Raw genomic sequence first — 16,206 nt, forward strand, 5'->3', positions numbered from 1 at the left:
TTAGTCGGCCTTACGTTCTTTAAGCACTTGGCGTAAACCGTCACCTACTAAATTGGTAGACAGTACTGCTAAAAATAATAATACGCCCGGTAAGCCAACAGTCCAAGGGGCAAGGTAAATTAAACCAAGGTTTTCAGCCAAAATAGCACCCCATTCTGTGGTTGGGGGCTGTGCGCCCAATTTTAAAAAGCCAAGTGCCGAGATATCCAAAATAGCGGTAGAAAGCGCCATGGTAAAAATAACCACAATATGCTCGTAAATATTCGGGAAGATACCACGGGCGAGAATATGCCAGTTTGACGCACCATCCAGTTTAAATGCCGTGATGTAGTCTTTGTTAAGCTCTTCAACAATTAAGTTACGTACCGAGTGAATAAACTGAGGCAGTAAAGCTAAAATAATCGCCCATACTGTATTCATTAAGCCCGGGCCAAGAATCGCAATAATAATGATGGCTAGTAACAGCGATGGAATAGATAACGTAATATCAAGCAAGTGATTCAAAAAGCTTGAGCGAATTCCCCGGCTGATCCCAGCAAAAGTACCTACTAACACCCCAATTACTGTGGTGATCAAAGCGGCGACAACCGACAAACCAAAGGTGTAGGTTGCACCATTCATTAAGCGCGATAACACATCTCGGCCTAAATCGTCGGTGCCTAATAAAAAGCGTACGTCACCTGCATCATGCCACGATGGCGGTAACAGCAGTGCATCGCTGTGTTGTTGGTTCACGCCATAAGGTGCAAGGAGTGGTGCAGACACGGCCAGTAACACTAAAGCAATAAACAACCATAAACCCACAAGGGCAGGGTGATTGGTTTTAAATTTTTTCCAAAATCGCGCTAACGGCGATTTATTCGACTCTTCAGAGAATAAATTAAACTTTGCCATGAGCTTGGTTCCGCGATAATGGGTCGAATAATGTATAAGTGAGCTCAGCAATAATGGTAGCTAAAATAACGAACATAGAAACAGCGAGTAAGCCACCTTGAATCGCAGGATAGTCGCGCTGATAAATACTATCGATAAGCCAACGACCAATGCCCGGCCATGAGAAAATAACTTCGGTGATCATCGCAAGGGTGATCAAGGTACTAAACTGTAAACCTATTTGTTTTATAACCGGTAGCAGCGCATTACGCAGAGCGTGGTGAAGGATCAGCTGTGCACGGTTTAAGCCTTTAGCGCGTGCTGTTTTAATGTAACTTTGATCGAGTACTTTCAGCATAGAGTCGCGGGTAAAGCGAACCAATACTGTGGTCGGATACATGGCAAGTACAATAGTAGGCAAGGTTAGGTGGTGTATTGCATCTAAAAATGCCATGCCATCATACGGAAAGTCACCTAATATGATATCGATTAAAATAAAGCCGGTAATTGGTTCAATTTCGTAAAGTAGACCCATACGGCCCGACATCGGAAACCAACCTAGTTGTAGTGAAAACACCATGATCAACAATAGCGCTAACCAAAAAACAGGCATCGAGTAGCCAATAAGCGTGCCTGAGTTTATAAATTTGTCTGGCCATCGTTTGTAGTAAGCAGAAGCTAAAATACCACCCGGTACGCCCACAGCAACCGAGACAAACAATGCGTAAAGGCTAAGCTCTAGCGTTGCAGGAAATAAATCTTGAATATGCTGAAAAACACTTTCGCCTGATGCAAAAGAGACACCCCAATCGCCGTGTAAAATACGGTCTAAAAAGGCAAAGTATTGCACCACATAGTTTTCGGTAAAGTGGAACTTTTCTTCAAGTGCACTGGTTTGTGAGAAGGTGCTATTGGTAATACCGCTTAAGTTAGTTAGCGCATCACCCGGGAACAAAAAGCTCAATGAAAAGGTAAAGATACTCAGTGTCAGCATCATAAACATTAACAGTGCTAAGCGGCGCAGAATATAATCTAGGATCATTATTCTTTCCTCGCGTTAGCTAGTGAAATGCCACCAAACGGGCTTAAGCTGATGCCTTTAACATCACTACTTGCGGCTTGAAAACGCATACCATGGGCTATCGGTAAAATAGGCAGCTCTTGCACTATGATCCGCTGTGCCTGATTGTAGTATTGTTTACGCTTTTCAAGATCTGTTGTATCTAAGGCTTGTGTAAGTAATAAATCAAACTCAGGGTGACACCAATTTGCTGGGTTTTTACCACTGAAAGTCGCAGTACAACTTAATAATGGGCTCATAAAGTTATCAGGGTCTGGCGTATCTGCAGCCCAACCAAGTAACACGCTATCGTGTCTATGTTCACCAATTCGTTGTAAAAAGGTATTCCATTCGTACTCGACGATATTAACGTTCACACCAATCTTGCGTAAATCACTTTGCATCAGCTCAGCCATTTTACGGGCATTGGGGTTATAAATACGGCTTACCGGCATGGCCCAAATATTCATATCAAAGCCATTTTTGTAGCCAGCTTCTGCGAGTAATGTTTTGGCAAGTGCAGGGTTAAATTCAGGCATGGCTTTTTGCGCTTCAAATGCCCAAGAAGCAGGAGGCAGTAATGACTGCGCTTTAATGCCGTTACCGTAATATACCGCTTGCATGATTTTATCGACATCAATGGCGCTTGCGAGTGCTTGGCGTACACGTACATCATCAAAAGGCGGGCGCTCAGTGTTAAAGGCCCAATAACCAATATTTAAGTTTTGCTCTTTTTGAACTTTAATATCTTCGCGTTGCGATAAAATACTCAACTGTGCGCTGCTTGGGTGCGCAGTAACATCACACTCTTTGGTGAGCATTTTCGCAACGCGTGTGGTGCCGTTTGGCGTAATGTCATACACCAGTTGCTCAAGTACTACAGGGTGTTTCCAGTAATCAGGGTTACGGTAATAGCGAATTAAACGGTCGCGACGATATTCTTTATATACATAAGGGCCAGTACCCACAGGGTATTGGTCAAATAAGTTTTCTTGATTGCGTGCTTTAAGCTGCATGGCGTATTCTTCGGATAACACCACGGCAAAGTCGGTTGCAAGGTTTGCTAAAAAGCTGCTTTCAGCATTATAAAGCTCAAACCGTACTTGGTAATCAGAAACACGCACAATGCGACGAATAAGCTGATCAATACCCACACTTTGAAAATAAGGGTAGCTGGCATCGCCAACAAAGTGATAAGGGTTATAAACGTCGAATAAGCGGCTAAAGGTAAAAATTACATCATCAGCGTTAAAATCACGGCTTGGAGTAAAGTATTTTGTGGTATGAAATTTAACCCCTTTACGCAGGGTAAAGGTAATTGCTTTGCCGTCTGGGCTAATTTTCCAATCAGTTGCCAGCTCTGCTTTAAACTCGGCAGACACCGGATCAATACTTAACAGGCGATCATAAAGCTGATTGGCGATAATATCGATAGTCGAACCTGTCGTTGTCACTTGCGGATTAAACGACACAGGGTTTGCTTCAGCGCAATAGACTAAGCCCTGGTTTTTTTGTTCTGTGGTTTTTTCTTCGTTATCTAGGCAGCCTACTAAGCACACCAAAGACAAAGCAAGTAACGGTTTAAACACCTGATTAGCCTCTAACTATTGCTGCTGATCTAATAAATTGTATTTTTTCAAATAGCCACGTAATTGATGATACGTTAATTCTAAGTGTTCTGCAGTTTTCTTTTGGTTAAATTGGCTATGTTCAAGCGCTTTTTTAATGACATCAATTTCAAAGTCGTTAGACAGCTGCTTTAAATTACAAGGAAATTGAATGTCGGGCTTATTGAGTGTCACAACGTCTTGATTTTGTGTCGTGGCGATAGGCGCAGCTTCGACGTTTGCAACAGGGGCACTGCTAACTGCAGCTTTAACGCGCTGTTTAGGTCTAAATTTACTCGCAAATGGGTCTAAAATAATCTGGTGAACGGGAATATGTTCGTTACCATGACGATATAAACTACGTTCAACCACATTCTTTAATTCACGAATATTACCCGGCCACTCATAAGATTGTAGCGTTTCGATGGCGCTACGCGTAAAGCCACTAAATAGCTCCCACTCAAGATCGCGAGCCATGTTAATTGCAAATTGTTCTGCCAATAACATGATATCTTCTTGGCGTTCACGCAGCGGGGGCAGGGTAATAACATCAAAGGCGAGGCGGTCGAGTAAGTCGCTTCTAAATTCGCCTTGCTCAGCTAGGGTTGGTAAGTCTTCATTGGTCGCACAGACTAATCGGGTATCGACTTTAACGGTTTGCTTACCACCAACGCGTTCAAATTCGCCGTATTCAATAACGCGTAGTAGTTTTTCTTGTACCATCGCCGAGGTATTGGCTAATTCATCAAGGAATAGCGTACCGCCATTAGCACGTTCAAAGCGGCCTTCGTGGCGTTTACTGGCACCGGTAAATGCACCACTTTCATGACCAAATAATTCACTTTCGAGCAGGTTTTCGTTGAGCGCTGCACAGTTGAGCTTTATATAGTTTTGGTCCCAACGCTTAGATAAGAAGTGCAAACGGGCTGCAATAAGTTCTTTACCCGTACCGCGCTCACCAATAATAAGGACTGGCTTTTCTAAACTGGCTAGTTGCGAAACTTGATCAAGCACACTTAAAAAGCTGTCAGATTGGCCGAGTAAATTATCCTGCTGGCGAAATTGGCTCATATTCCCTAACTCTTAGTCATTTTTACTAAGATCTAGTGTATTTCATTATCTATGAGAACTAAAGAAATTTATAAATTTAGTTTAACTGTTTGAATATATTAAGTTATTCTAAGTTTATAAAAGTTGGCAAGCATATTGATACTAGATATACCAACTGATTAAGTTAAAACACCAAAGAGGTAAATGTTATGGGAATTTTTTCACGTTTTGCAGACATCGTTAATTCTAATATCAATGCCATCTTAGATAAAGCAGAAGACCCAGAAAAAATGGTTCGCCTGATCATCCAAGAGATGGAAGATACATTAGTAGAAGTTCGCTCTACATCAGCAAAAACACTTGCTGAGAAAAAAGAGCTAGTACGTCGCGTTGAAACTTTAAAAGTTCAAGTTGCAGACTGGCAAGAAAAAGCTGAATTAGCACTAAATAAAGACCGTGATGATTTAGCGCGTGCAGCACTGATTGAAAAGCAAAAGTCAGCAGATGCAGTCGCAGCGGTTGAAACTGAGCTTGAGCATGTAGAGTCTCATATCGAGAAACTACAGCAAGAAGTCAGCACGTTACAAGAGAAGCTAGCTGATGCAAAAGCGCGTCAAAAAGCAATCATCTTACGTCAACGCTCTGCTGAGTCACGTCTTGAAGTTAAAAAAGCACTCGACAGCTCGAAAGTTGAAGACGCTTTAAACCGCTTCGAACGTTACGAAACTAAGATCGATGGTCTAGAATCACAAATAGAGTCTTATGATCTTGGTAAAAAATCATTAGCTGACGAAATTGCTGGTCTTCAGCAAGACGAAAAGATTGATGATGAACTAGCTGAGCTTAAGAAAAAACTAGCAGATAAAAAATAATAAATGGGGGCATGTCCCCCAATGCTTAAACACATAACGGATTGACAGGAGAGTACCATGTTCGACGCAGAAGTTTTGATGGCACCGATTATTGTTTTTATGGTGGTTGTTGCCCCACTTTGGCTAATTTTACATTACCGTAGTAAAAAACAAGTGAGCCAAGGTTTAAGTGAACACGAGCACCGCCAATTATTAGAGCTTGCACAAAAAGCAGATAAAATGGCAGAGCGTGTTGAAACATTAGAAGCCTTACTTGACCAAGAGGCTCCGCAGTGGAGACGTAAAGTATGAGTACCAAACGCGAATTATTTAGAGACGCAGAGCGTGGCAAAATAGCAGGTGTGTGCGCAGGTATCAGCGATTACTTTAACATGGAGCTTTGGCTAGTACGTATTTTAGTCGTGACAGCAGTACTATTATCAGGTGGTCCATTTATTGTCGTTGCTTACATTGCTGCTTGGTTTATTTTAGATAAAAAACCAGCAGAAAAAACAGAGAAAAGCACAGACAGCATTCACCAAGACCCGCTTGAAGTAAAATTTAAAGTATGGCAAAAAGGGGAACCACCTCGCCGTGCATTGCAAGACTTAAAAGATCGTCTTGCTCGAGTTGATGGTCGTTTACAAGAGATGGAACGCTATGTCACATCAACAGAATTTACGGTTAGCCGTGAAATCAACAAACTTTAAAGGATATATACGCACCTTGTTTGCATCGTGATACCCAGCGCAAATAAGGTGCTAGACACTTTATGAGCCAATCATTTGCAAAGAACACCTTTAATTCGTTAAAAAATAAAGCGGAAAAAGCCCTTCACCGTAGTTTAGATCAACACGTGAAATTAGCCGTCACAGGCTTAAGTGGCAGCGGTAAAACCGCTTTTATTACCGCCTTGGTTAAACATTTAACCAGCCAAGCTGACGATAAAAACTTACCTTTTTTTGATGTGATGCGCGAAAAGCGTCATATCGCCACAAAAATAGTGCCGCAGCAAGCACTGACAATACCGACATTTGAATATACAAATGCTTTATCAGCGTTATTACCTGTTGAAGGTGAGCCTGCATGGCCTGCATCTACCGAGCGTATAAATACGCTACGTTTAGCAATTAAGTACCAAAGTAACTCGGGGCTACGCGGTCACTTCGCACCGCAATCAACGCTCTATTTAGACATTATTGATTACCCTGGTGAATGGCTACTTGATTTGCCAATGCTAGAGCAATCATTTGCTGATTGGTGTGAGTCACAATTCTCACTCTTGCAGCAAACAGCACGCAACGAAAAAGCGAAGCCATTTTTAACAGCCCTTGCTGAACTTGATTTATCAGCCAGTGTTGATGAGAGCAAACTTGCTGATGTCGCTGCGCTTTATCAGCAGTTATTAGTGGGCCTTAAAAAAGACACCAAACTTGCCATGCTGCAACCAGGTCGCATGCTGATGCCAGGCGAGCTTAAAGGAGCGCCGCTACTGCAGTTTTTCCCGGTTGCGTATGTGCCTGATGACATAACCGAAGGGTCGAATTTAGCGCATCTTAAAAAGCGCTATAAAGCCTATGTAAAAGAGGTTGTAAAACCTTTTTACGAGCAGCATTTTCGTCATTTTGACCGACAAATTGTGCTGGTGGATGTGCTCAGCGCCTTGAATGAAGGCAGCGAAACCTTGCATGAGCAAAGCCGTGTTATTAACCAATTGTTGGCGCACTTTAATTATGGTGAAGCAAGCTTCTTTAAACGTTTGTTTAAACCAAACATCGACAAGCTACTGTTTGCGGCCAATAAGTCAGATCATATTAGTGCGCAATATCATAAAGATTTAGCGCTATTGCTTGATTCAATCGTGCATGACCAATCAAATCATTTAAAGTTCGAAGGCGTGCAAATCGAAACCATGGCAATGTCATCTATCTGCGCTACAGAGCCGCGCCAAGTGGCTGAGAAAGGCCAACAGTTAGCTTGTATTTATGGCAAGCCTTTAGGCGAGCAAGAATGGCTAACGTATTTACCGCCGCAGCCACCGTCACGCCTTCTCAACAAACAAGAGTGGCCAAAACAGGGCTTTGAGTTCTTATCGTTTTCGCCACTGCCATGCCCTGATAAACGGTTAAAGCATATTCGTTTAGATCATGTCATGCAGTACCTGATAGGAGATAAACTAACATGAGTGAGCAACCAAAGGAGATGAACTTTCAGGCAGGTCGCCGTATTTCAAGCTCTGCAAGTAACGAAGCTCCTACAGAGGAGTTAACCGTTGCTAAAGTCATAGAAAACGCTGAATTTATCGACACTGAAGAAGATCAGCAAGATAGCATTGAGCTTGAGCCTGTGTATAAAAAGTCGAAATGGCAAACCCTAAAAGGGGTGTTTGTTGTTAGCTTTTTAGCGTTAGTGTTACTTGAGTTTGCACTGTCATTGTTTGTAACGTTTCAGCAATCAATTATTTTAGGTTCGGTGTATTTAACGGCTGTTCTCAGTGGTGTGCTGCTGATTGCCCGTGTTATTTGGCGCGAGTACCGCATGCTAAGAAGTTTAAAGCGTAATCAATTGCATCGTACCGAGGCCGACCGCTTACTCAATAGCGAGCAAGTAGGTGAAGCATTACCCTGGCTTGAAAAGCTTAATGAACATCAAACGCTTACTGGGTTTGAAGAGTTTAAGCAACAAATAGCAAGTCACCATACCGATAAAGAAATCATGACCTTATATGCCGATAGCTTATTGGTAAGCCAAGATCAGCAAGCAAAAAAACTGATTAACCGTTTTGCCACTGAGTCTGGCTTATTGGTTGCGCTAAGCCCGTTGGCTTTAGTCGATATGATGGCGGTGCTATGGCGTGGCACTAAGCTCATTGAGCAAATTGGCCGTATTTACGGTATTGGTTTTGGTTATGCAAGCCGTATTAAATTGTACCGCTTATTAGTGAAACAAGTATTGTTTGTTGGTAGTGCAGAGTTAGTTTCAGATTTAGCTGCAACGGCACTAAGCGCTGAATTACTGGGGAAATTGTCGGGCCGAGCAGCGCAAGGGCTAAGTGCAGGTATTTTTACCGCGCGTATAGGGTATAAAGCGATGGAGCTTAGTCGCCCATTACCTCGCTTAGAGCATAAGCGCAGCTTGTTAAAAGAAACCGCCAATAGTATTGCCCGTAAAATTGCCTCACGTACGAGCGACAAAGAGACCGAAAATACAAAATGACAACTTTTGTGTACAGTTAATAAAAACAGCTGAGTGATATTTAGCCATCTGAGCATCCGGCATGCTTGTGCATTGTGGGTATCTACGTTTTATTTATGAGTATGAAGTACTGATAATAAAAACGAGAACACACAATGACTAAGCATCACTTACATACACAATGTATTCATGGTCCAGAAAAACCAAATGATCCACATGGCGCACTGAGTGCGCCACTTTACCAAACCTCTACCTTCTCTTTTGCTAATGCAGCCCAAGGTGCAGCCCGATTTGCTGGTGAAGAGCAGGGCTTTATTTATACCCGTTTAGGTAATCCGACAACCCAAGAGCTAGAACAAAAAGTGGCTCAGTTAGAAAATTGTGAAGCAGCGGCTGCCACAGCAACGGGTATGGGGGCGGTGTCTGCGTCTGTGCTTAGCTTTTTACAACACGGTGACCACCTAGTCGCATCAAGCGCGTTATACGGTTGTACCTTTGCATTTTTTGCTCACATGTTGCCGCGCTTTGGTATCGAAGTTACTTTTGTTGATATGACCAACGAGGCTGAACTTCGCGGCGCGGTTAAAGACAATTCAAAAATGATTTTTGCAGAAACGCCAATTAATCCGACCATGGCGGTGCTTGATCTAAGTTTGATTGCCGATGTTGCCAAGCAGCATCAGCTGATAAGCGTTATCGACAATACCTTCTTAACGCCTCTGCTCCAGCAACCTACCTCGTTTGGCATTGATATTGTGGTTCATAGCGCAACTAAATACCTAAATGGCCATGGTGATGTGGTGGCAGGGCTTGTATGCGGCACAGAGGAACATATCAACCTAGTCAAAATGACGGTGCTAAAAGATATTGGTGCAACGATTAGCCCTCATGATGCATGGTTAATTAATCGTGGTTTAAAAACCCTTGCTGTACGCATGGAGCGCCACTGTGCAAGTGCCCAAGTAGTTGCTGAATATTTAGAGCAACACCCGTTAGTTAGCCAAGTTTATTACCCTGGGCTTAAATCACACCCGGGTCATCAATTTATTGGCTCACAGATGAAAGCCGCTGGTGGTGTTATTGCCTTTGAAATAAAAGGCAGCCTTGAAGATGGCGAAACATTTATAAATAACACCCAACTTTGTACCCTTGCTGTGAGTTTAGGGGATGCTGAAACCCTCATTCAACATCCTGCATCGATGACACATTCGCCTTATACACACGAAGAAAGAGCAGCTGCTGGGATCAGTGATGGTCTAATTCGATTATCAGTTGGTCTTGAGGATGTTAACGATATTATTAACGATCTTAAAACTGCATTTACATTCATTGGTTAGGTTGTAATTTTAGGTTTACGGTTGCGTTTGCTTTTGGCCCTTTAAAAATGTGCCATGTAAACTTTTAGATCTTTTGGTGTAATTATATCTTTACGATGGGGCTGTTTCTGCAAACCTTAGAAACAGCCTTAACTATTAAAATTTCGCTTACTTTTACATAGTATCGACTTAACAAGTTAATGAGATTCTGATCAATGCTGATCAAGATTTAACGAAGAAGGTTATTATGGCTAAAGCAAGTAATTACACCTCCAAGCAACCTGATGAAAATGGGGTTATCCATTGGAGCGAAGAAGAAAATAAAATATGGTCTGAGCTAGTTGCTCGCCAACTCGCTTGCATTGAAGGTAAAGCCTGTGATGAATATTTAGCAGGTCTTAAGAAAATTAATTTACCAACAGATCGTATTCCACAACTTAGTGAACTCAACGAAGTGTTACTCGAAACAACGGGCTGGCAAGTTGCGCCTGTTCCGGCACTGATCGATTTTGATGAGTTCTTTCGATTACTAGCAAACAAGCAGTTCCCAGTAGCGACTTTTATTCGCAGCCGTGAAGAGTTTGACTACTTACAAGAGCCAGATATCTTCCACGAGATTTTTGGTCATTGTGCGATGCTTACCAACCCAGCATTTGCTGAGTTTACACACAAATATGGTCAGTTAGGTTATGCCGCTGAAAAGAAAGATCGTGTTTATTTAGCACGCCTTTACTGGTTTACCGTTGAGTTTGGTTTAATGCAAACCGAACAAGGTCTGCGTATTTATGGTGGTGGTATTTTATCAAGCCCAGGCGAAACACAGTATGTGTATTCAGATAAGCCAGAAATCAATGCGATGAATGTGCTTGATGTATTACGTACACCATATCGTATTGATATTATGCAGCCTGTGTACTACACCATTAACTCAATCAATGACTTATTTGATATTTCACAAATGGATATCATGTCGCTGGTGAGTAAAGCAAAAGAATTAGGGCTACATGAGCCAAAGTTTCCTCCTAAAGAAAAATTAGCAAGTTAAGGATTTATAATGTCTTCATTAAGCACACAAAAGTGTGAAGCGTGTCGTGCGGATGCGCCTAAAGTATCTGATGCTGAATTAGCAGAATTGATCAAAATGATCCCAGACTGGGTTCCTGAAGTGCGCGACGGCATTATGCAATTAGAGCGTGTTTACAAGTTTAAAAACTTCAAACAAGCACTTGAGTTCACTAATAAAGTGGGCGATATGGCTGAAGAAGAAGGTCACCACCCAGGTCTGTTAACCGAGTGGGGCAAAGTAACTGTTACTTGGTGGAGCCACTCTATTAAAGGGTTACACAAAAATGATTTTATCTGTGCTGCTAAAACAGACGATGTATTCGCTGCACTGTAAATTTTAAGTTCTGCCCAGAACGATAAAAGGCGTAACCTCAGGTTGCGCCTTTTTGCTTTTTTAGAGTCCAAGAATTAACATTGAACTCTTATCTTTGCGAGAACACTAGAAAAGAAATAATGAAAAACAAAGCGCTTATTCTGCCATTCCTACTCATTTTACTGCCCTTAATTGATAGCTTGTTTATCCCGCAAACATTTGGCATTCAATGGCATAGCCCTAAGCTGATGTATCAAATAGGCGTAGCACTGATGATTGTAAAGCTCACTATGGTTGCTATTGGGCTTTGGTTATTACTCAAAGCAAAGCGCCTTTATATGGAAGCTAGTAAATCGACTCGTATTCTTAAATTTTCAGTATTTTTACTCGGCGGCTTACAAGTGGTGATAATGACAGCAATATGCTTTTGGTATTTAGTAGCGGGCACGCAAGCGAAATATTTTATGCTGCAAGACAACATTGCTGTATTTACCGCTGATTATGGCGTATTTGCTCCGGTACATCATGAGTTCTCATTTATATGCTTTGATGCCAATGGTTTTTACCATATGCAACCAATAGCCCAGCTACCTTGGCTCGGAACCTTTACCTTTACTAGCCAAGATTCGCGTTTGATCATTCAACATAAAAACCAAAGCGGCGCGAATACTCAAGAAATTTCATTAAAAGGGTATGGCTGTTTGCAGTGAGAGGTGTTGGCTTTGTGAAAGGAGGCTGCAATTATAAGTGGTTTTCAGGAAGCTGAGATTGGTTTAGTACGCCCGAATTCAGATAATAAGTGCACCACTCATGGTTAAACGGTGAGAAGAGATCAACTGCCTGTTGGTGGTACTCTATCGTCGCCAAACAAACAGAAGTATTTACCATGAGTTACAAGCAGTTGATCGAAGGACAAAGATACCAGATAGAAGCCTACTTACGCGAGGGTTTTAGTTATCGTGAAATAGGCAAACGCCTGAAAGTCAGTCATAGCACTATCAGCCGAGAAGTCAGACGAAATAGGGTCCGGGAAAATCACTATCTACCCGAAGTCGCCCAGGCTAAGACACTCAAAAGGCGCGTTCAAGCCGCAAAGTCGTGTCTATCTAAGCAGACCATCACCTTTGTTGAGTTCGGATTAGAACAAAAGTGGAGTCCCGAGCAAATTGCAGGCGTGGGTCGAATTATTGGGCTTTCAGTGAGTCATGCGTGGATTTACGGCTATGTGCAACGGGATAAATTGAGCGGTGGCAAGTTGTTTAGGCACTTACGCCAAGGTCATCGACGATATCGCAAAGGTCGTCGTGCGAAGCGTGTCATTATCCCGAATCGGGTGGGCATTGAGCACCGTCCAGCGATTGTTGACAAGAAAAAGCGGTTTGGGGACTGGGAAGTCGATACCGTTCTCGGTAAGCAAGGGACAGGAGCCATAGTCAGCCTGGTTGAGCGCAAAAGTAAGCTGTATCTGATACGTAAAGTACCAGCAAAGTGCGCGGCTGATGTGAGCCGAGCTATGGTCGGCATGCTGTGGCGTTATCGCCGTCACGTTCATACCATAACGGCAGATAATGGGTGTGAATTCTGTGACCACGAACAGGTTGCAAAGAAACTGAAAACGGATATCTATTTCGCTAATCCATACTCATCATGGGAACGTGGATTAAATGAAAACTTTAACGGCTTGCTGCGCCAATACATACGCAAAGGCACTGACTTACGCACGGTAACAGACAAGCAAATTGCTGAGATTGAACGAGCGTTAAATGCCAGACCGAGAAAATGTCTGGGGTATAAACAGCCAGCAGTCGTATTCGAAGAATTACGCAAGGCGGCTTAATTTAGCGAGTGGTGCACTTCGGAGTTGAATTCGCGCGGCAACAATCATTATAAAACCATCTTCTTTAATAAAATAAGCAGTGTGTTTACCAATAGGAAAGTAAAAACCATTTGGATAAATGTCATTACAGCTACGCCCAATTTTTGGATTTTTTACTACTCTTTTGCATAATGTTTTATAAAGTATCCAAGAAGTCTTTACCATCAACTACATTACCTTGAGCTAAGTCTCTTTTTGCGTTTTCAAAGCAATGCTTAATATAGTCAACTTTCTTAGTTTTTAGTTCTTCATAATCCTTATTAGACATGACCAATACAGCGTCCTTGTTGTTTTGACTAATTTTAATAGGCTTACGTTGGGCGTTTAAAAGTCGTTCACCAAAATTACGTTTTGCATCATTTGTTGTTAGTGTATTCATGGCTGCTCTCTACAATAAAGTGATAGGGGAATTGTATTAAAAAGCATGAAATGGTCAAAATAATTAAATCGCGCGATTCGTGTGAGTTCTGTAGTTTTACTTGCAAGGCACTGATTATATAAGGCACGTAACATACATAAGAGAATAATGAAATTTATATTAGATGACATAGTAATCGAGCATATTGAAAACTCTGATCCTATTTCAATAAAAGTAGGAAAGGTTGGCTGTAGCCATGGTTATATTGACTTAGAAGTAAATATGCTATCTATCTCTCAAGCAAATGAAGCACTTACAATAGGTAGAAAGCCAAAAAGCTTAAAATTTGGTTCAGCCCTCAAAGGGTGTAAGTTTAAATTTAGTAAGCAAGAGACAAAATTTTACACAGGTTCAATGCTTTGGTGGTGTTTGCCACTAAGCTTTCGCTGGGAACCTCTTTATTGCTATGAAATAAAAGAGGTTATTAGAATGATTCACTATTTTAAAGCATTATAAGGCGAGTATTTTAAACGCGAATCGTAGCTGTTAACTTAGTTCTGCGTTAGTGTATCTAGTTGGTCATTTCTAAATCATAATTGTGACATAACACATGGAGACAAATTGAATAGTTTAAGGATAGTAAAATACACGTTAGTCATGCTGGTTTTGAATACCGTATTAAGTACTTTTATCACTCTAATAATTGGAAGTGATAACTTAGCTTCATTCTCATTCGGCAAATATTTTACATACCAGTTATTACCATCTTATTTATTGAACGCAGGTATCTTTACCGTAATGGCTAAGCGCAATGTTGTAAAAGCTTGGAATTATGCCCTAAGTGTATATTTACTGAGTTTTATAATGGGAACAGTAATTGTATCGATACTATTACAAACGTTATTTATCCCACCTTTATGGTTTGTAGAAGTGCCTCTGAGTATAGCCTTTGCGATTGTTGGTACTGTCATCGGAATTAAGTTAGGTACTCTGGATAGTAAGGAAGCCCAAGGGCCCTGATCTTGTTTTTTCTTTCATAAGGCAAAAGCAAGACTTGGCCCTCTTAAAACTTTAGGTTGGGAAATATGAATATTACAAAAGCATCAGAGTTGATGGCCCTTCACAGAGCCATTGTCGAGGCAAAGTTCAAAGAGTCGCACTTTGATTCCGCCATTCCATATAGTGGGATTATTGCAGATTTATCATCAAGGATTCTTGCTGATATTGTCCATGCTCTGCAAGAAAACGGCGAGCACGATGAAGCGATTGGTTGGTCGTCATTAATTAAACTAAATGAAGATTGGCATGGCTATGAATGTATAAAGAATTGGATACGAGAAACTAGAAGTTGGATTGATATGGATGAGGAAGATAAATCACAATTCATTAAAGTTTTGTGCTCACCATACCAAGCATCAAAACATCAACTAAACAACTTAATTAAGTTTGGTGATACAAATTGTAAGGTTTAACTTTTTAGTACCCTGTAGCTGGTAAAAATAATGAATTGTTTAATTTTGAAGGCTTAGGTCTTGTGCCTATTGAGTAAAAAGTCATAAGCAAAATCTAACCCAATAGATTGAAAAAATTAAAGGTAATAGATAAATGTCAGGTAAAAAGTTGTATACATTTTTAATGGATTGGAATGGCGGTACTTTCATATCTCAGTCTAGGGGTGACAATATTCAAGAAGCAACGAAGGGTTGGTTAAATCAATTAAGTATTGAAGAAATAAAAACATCTGAAAGAAGTCTTTCTTTGTTTAAGAGTAGCTTACAGGACGATTTGCAGCCAATTGCAATAGAGGGTAATACATCTGTTTGGTGTCTTTCTGAATTCATAAGTGGTGAGTTAGCAATCATTAATATAATCGCCACTCTCGAAAAATAAAATTACTCTACTGGTTAGAGCAAATGGAGGGTGGAGCTACCTTTCGGCTTCTAAAAAGTCTAAAACTAAGAGGCAATAGATTTATGCCAAAGTTAAGTCAAATAGAACTTTACCTTGACGGTAATTATTCGGAAGAAGATAAAAAGGTGTTTCTTTTTAAGTCTCGTTGCTTGTGTAATTTTTGGGAAAGGGAAATCAGTAAACTCAAGTTTACCTCTAAATACTCACGAATAAATGTTTATGTGACAGATGGCAGTACAGAGATAAGGGTGCAGCCAATGAAAGTTGTGCCTTTCCTCGAAGTTGTAGTTCATTACCCGTTAGAGAAAATAAGCCATTTAAAGGATTCTCAGTTTCAACAGCATTACATAAGGATATTAGAAAAAGCTTTGTCGGCTGCTATATCTGCAATGCCAATTCCTCTTGAACAAAGCTTGGATATATTGCAACGGTTCGAAGCTAACAATTATGAGAATGAATGGGTTCAATCTGAAAAAGTATCGGCCAAGAAATCAATAGAATCTAAAGTCATTGCTACACTCTCAATGCATGAATTTAAATTAACTCAATTTGTTTATTTGGATTGCAAATTAGCAGATCAACTAATTATTGCTAAGACTCTACCAAGAGAACTCTTGTTTAATAGTTATCTAGGCAAGCTTTCTATATCAAAGGGCAATATTCTTGAATATAAAAAAGGAAAAAGTACATTGTCACAATTTGATCTTACTTCAGCTAAATTTATTTAGTTT

Annotated in this window: 20 protein-coding genes; 15 read left to right on the top strand and 5 right to left on the bottom strand. The window is 40.9% G+C overall.

Translation table 11 applies throughout. From position 1 onward, the window contains the following. The 4 genes from J8Z28_RS05805 to pspF are packed head-to-tail and all read right to left on the bottom strand — an operon-like array spanning window position 1 to window position 4,611. Window positions 1-894 carry an ABC transporter permease subunit gene (locus tag J8Z28_RS05805; RefSeq protein WP_054562068.1) on the bottom strand — a complete coding sequence of 298 codons (894 nt, stop codon included), beginning with the start codon at window positions 892-894 and terminating at the stop codon, window positions 1-3. Beyond that, the gene (locus J8Z28_RS05810; RefSeq protein WP_054562067.1) at window positions 881-1,915 is read right to left on the bottom strand and encodes an ABC transporter permease; all 1,035 of its coding nucleotides are present in this window, start codon (window positions 1,913-1,915) and stop codon (window positions 881-883) included. Before J8Z28_RS05810 ends, J8Z28_RS05805 begins: the two co-directional genes overlap by 14 nt. Continuing rightward, on the bottom strand, window positions 1,915-3,522 hold the full coding sequence (locus tag J8Z28_RS05815; protein WP_054562066.1) for an ABC transporter substrate-binding protein: 1,608 nt from the start codon (window positions 3,520-3,522) through the stop codon (window positions 1,915-1,917). The genes J8Z28_RS05810 and J8Z28_RS05815 overlap by 1 nt, the downstream gene beginning before the upstream one ends. 15 nt (window positions 3,523-3,537) lie before the next feature. Continuing rightward, a complete protein-coding gene (pspF, locus tag J8Z28_RS05820; RefSeq protein WP_054562065.1) occupies window positions 3,538-4,611 on the bottom strand; it encodes a phage shock protein operon transcriptional activator in 1,074 nt (357 codons plus the stop codon). Between the two features lie 188 nt (window positions 4,612-4,799). On the opposite strand from pspF, the gene pspA reads away from it, so the two are divergent. The 10 genes from pspA to J8Z28_RS05870 all read left to right on the top strand — a co-directional run bounded on the left by pspA (window position 4,800) and on the right by J8Z28_RS05870 (window position 13,167). Continuing rightward, window positions 4,800-5,462: a phage shock protein PspA gene (gene pspA, locus J8Z28_RS05825; RefSeq protein ID WP_054562064.1), complete on the top strand. Its 663-nt coding sequence runs from the start codon at window positions 4,800-4,802 to the stop codon at window positions 5,460-5,462. Window positions 5,463-5,519: 57 nt separating this feature from the next. Beyond that, window positions 5,520-5,753: an envelope stress response membrane protein PspB gene (gene pspB, locus J8Z28_RS05830; RefSeq protein ID WP_036969793.1), complete on the top strand. Its 234-nt coding sequence runs from the start codon at window positions 5,520-5,522 to the stop codon at window positions 5,751-5,753. Continuing rightward, window positions 5,750-6,151, top strand: coding sequence for an envelope stress response membrane protein PspC (gene pspC, locus J8Z28_RS05835; protein WP_054562063.1), 402 nt, complete (start codon window positions 5,750-5,752; stop codon window positions 6,149-6,151). The genes pspB and pspC overlap by 4 nt, the downstream gene beginning before the upstream one ends. Before the next feature lie 62 nt (window positions 6,152-6,213). Then, window positions 6,214-7,626, top strand: coding sequence for a YcjX family GTP-binding protein (locus J8Z28_RS05840; RefSeq protein WP_250660060.1), 1,413 nt, complete (start codon window positions 6,214-6,216; stop codon window positions 7,624-7,626). After that, on the top strand, window positions 7,623-8,657 hold the full coding sequence (locus J8Z28_RS05845) for a TIGR01620 family protein (RefSeq protein ID WP_250660061.1): 1,035 nt from the start codon (window positions 7,623-7,625) through the stop codon (window positions 8,655-8,657). Before J8Z28_RS05840 ends, J8Z28_RS05845 begins: the two co-directional genes overlap by 4 nt. A 134-nt stretch (window positions 8,658-8,791) precedes the next feature. Next, complete coding sequence (megL, locus tag J8Z28_RS05850; RefSeq protein ID WP_250660062.1) at window positions 8,792-9,973, top strand: methionine gamma-lyase; 1,182 nt, start codon at window positions 8,792-8,794, stop codon at window positions 9,971-9,973. A 226-nt stretch (window positions 9,974-10,199) separates the two neighbouring features. Further along, window positions 10,200-10,997 carry a phenylalanine 4-monooxygenase gene (phhA, locus tag J8Z28_RS05855; protein WP_054553132.1) on the top strand — a complete coding sequence of 266 codons (798 nt, stop codon included), beginning with the start codon at window positions 10,200-10,202 and terminating at the stop codon, window positions 10,995-10,997. Window positions 10,998-11,006: 9 nt separating this feature from the next. Beyond that, window positions 11,007-11,351 carry a 4a-hydroxytetrahydrobiopterin dehydratase gene (locus J8Z28_RS05860; protein ID WP_036969771.1) on the top strand — a complete coding sequence of 115 codons (345 nt, stop codon included), beginning with the start codon at window positions 11,007-11,009 and terminating at the stop codon, window positions 11,349-11,351. A gap of 119 nt (window positions 11,352-11,470) precedes the next feature. Then, window positions 11,471-12,040, top strand: coding sequence for a hypothetical protein (locus J8Z28_RS05865; RefSeq protein WP_250660063.1), 570 nt, complete (start codon window positions 11,471-11,473; stop codon window positions 12,038-12,040). 176 nt (window positions 12,041-12,216) lie between these two features. Continuing rightward, window positions 12,217-13,167: an IS30 family transposase gene (locus J8Z28_RS05870; protein ID WP_250659387.1), complete on the top strand. Its 951-nt coding sequence runs from the start codon at window positions 12,217-12,219 to the stop codon at window positions 13,165-13,167. A gap of 175 nt (window positions 13,168-13,342) precedes the next feature. Here J8Z28_RS05870 and J8Z28_RS05875 read toward each other — a convergent pair whose 3' ends face one another. After that, the gene (locus J8Z28_RS05875; RefSeq protein ID WP_250660064.1) at window positions 13,343-13,585 is read right to left on the bottom strand and encodes a type II toxin-antitoxin system prevent-host-death family antitoxin; all 243 of its coding nucleotides are present in this window, start codon (window positions 13,583-13,585) and stop codon (window positions 13,343-13,345) included. Between the two features lie 147 nt (window positions 13,586-13,732). Here J8Z28_RS05875 and J8Z28_RS05880 point away from each other — a divergent pair, with 147 nt between their 5' ends. From J8Z28_RS05880 to J8Z28_RS05900, 5 genes are all read left to right on the top strand, one after another. Then, the gene (locus J8Z28_RS05880; protein WP_250660065.1) at window positions 13,733-14,080 is read left to right on the top strand and encodes a hypothetical protein; all 348 of its coding nucleotides are present in this window, start codon (window positions 13,733-13,735) and stop codon (window positions 14,078-14,080) included. 105 nt (window positions 14,081-14,185) lie between these two features. Further along, complete coding sequence (locus tag J8Z28_RS05885) at window positions 14,186-14,584, top strand: hypothetical protein (protein WP_250660066.1); 399 nt, start codon at window positions 14,186-14,188, stop codon at window positions 14,582-14,584. Window positions 14,585-14,649: 65 nt separating this feature from the next. Then, window positions 14,650-15,036, top strand: coding sequence for a hypothetical protein (locus tag J8Z28_RS05890; RefSeq protein WP_054562054.1), 387 nt, complete (start codon window positions 14,650-14,652; stop codon window positions 15,034-15,036). A gap of 133 nt (window positions 15,037-15,169) precedes the next feature. After that, window positions 15,170-15,454 (top strand): hypothetical protein, encoded by a 285-nt coding sequence (locus tag J8Z28_RS05895; RefSeq protein WP_054562053.1) that lies wholly within the window; start codon window positions 15,170-15,172, stop codon window positions 15,452-15,454. Between the two features lie 83 nt (window positions 15,455-15,537). Next, window positions 15,538-16,203, top strand: a complete 666-nt coding sequence (locus tag J8Z28_RS05900) for a hypothetical protein (protein WP_152966947.1) — start codon at window positions 15,538-15,540, stop codon at window positions 16,201-16,203. The last annotated feature ends 3 nt before the right edge of the window (window positions 16,204-16,206 follow it).

The organism is Pseudoalteromonas sp. SCSIO 43088 (assembly GCF_023650795.1).
GTDB lineage: Bacteria > Pseudomonadota > Gammaproteobacteria > Enterobacterales > Alteromonadaceae > Pseudoalteromonas > Pseudoalteromonas shioyasakiensis.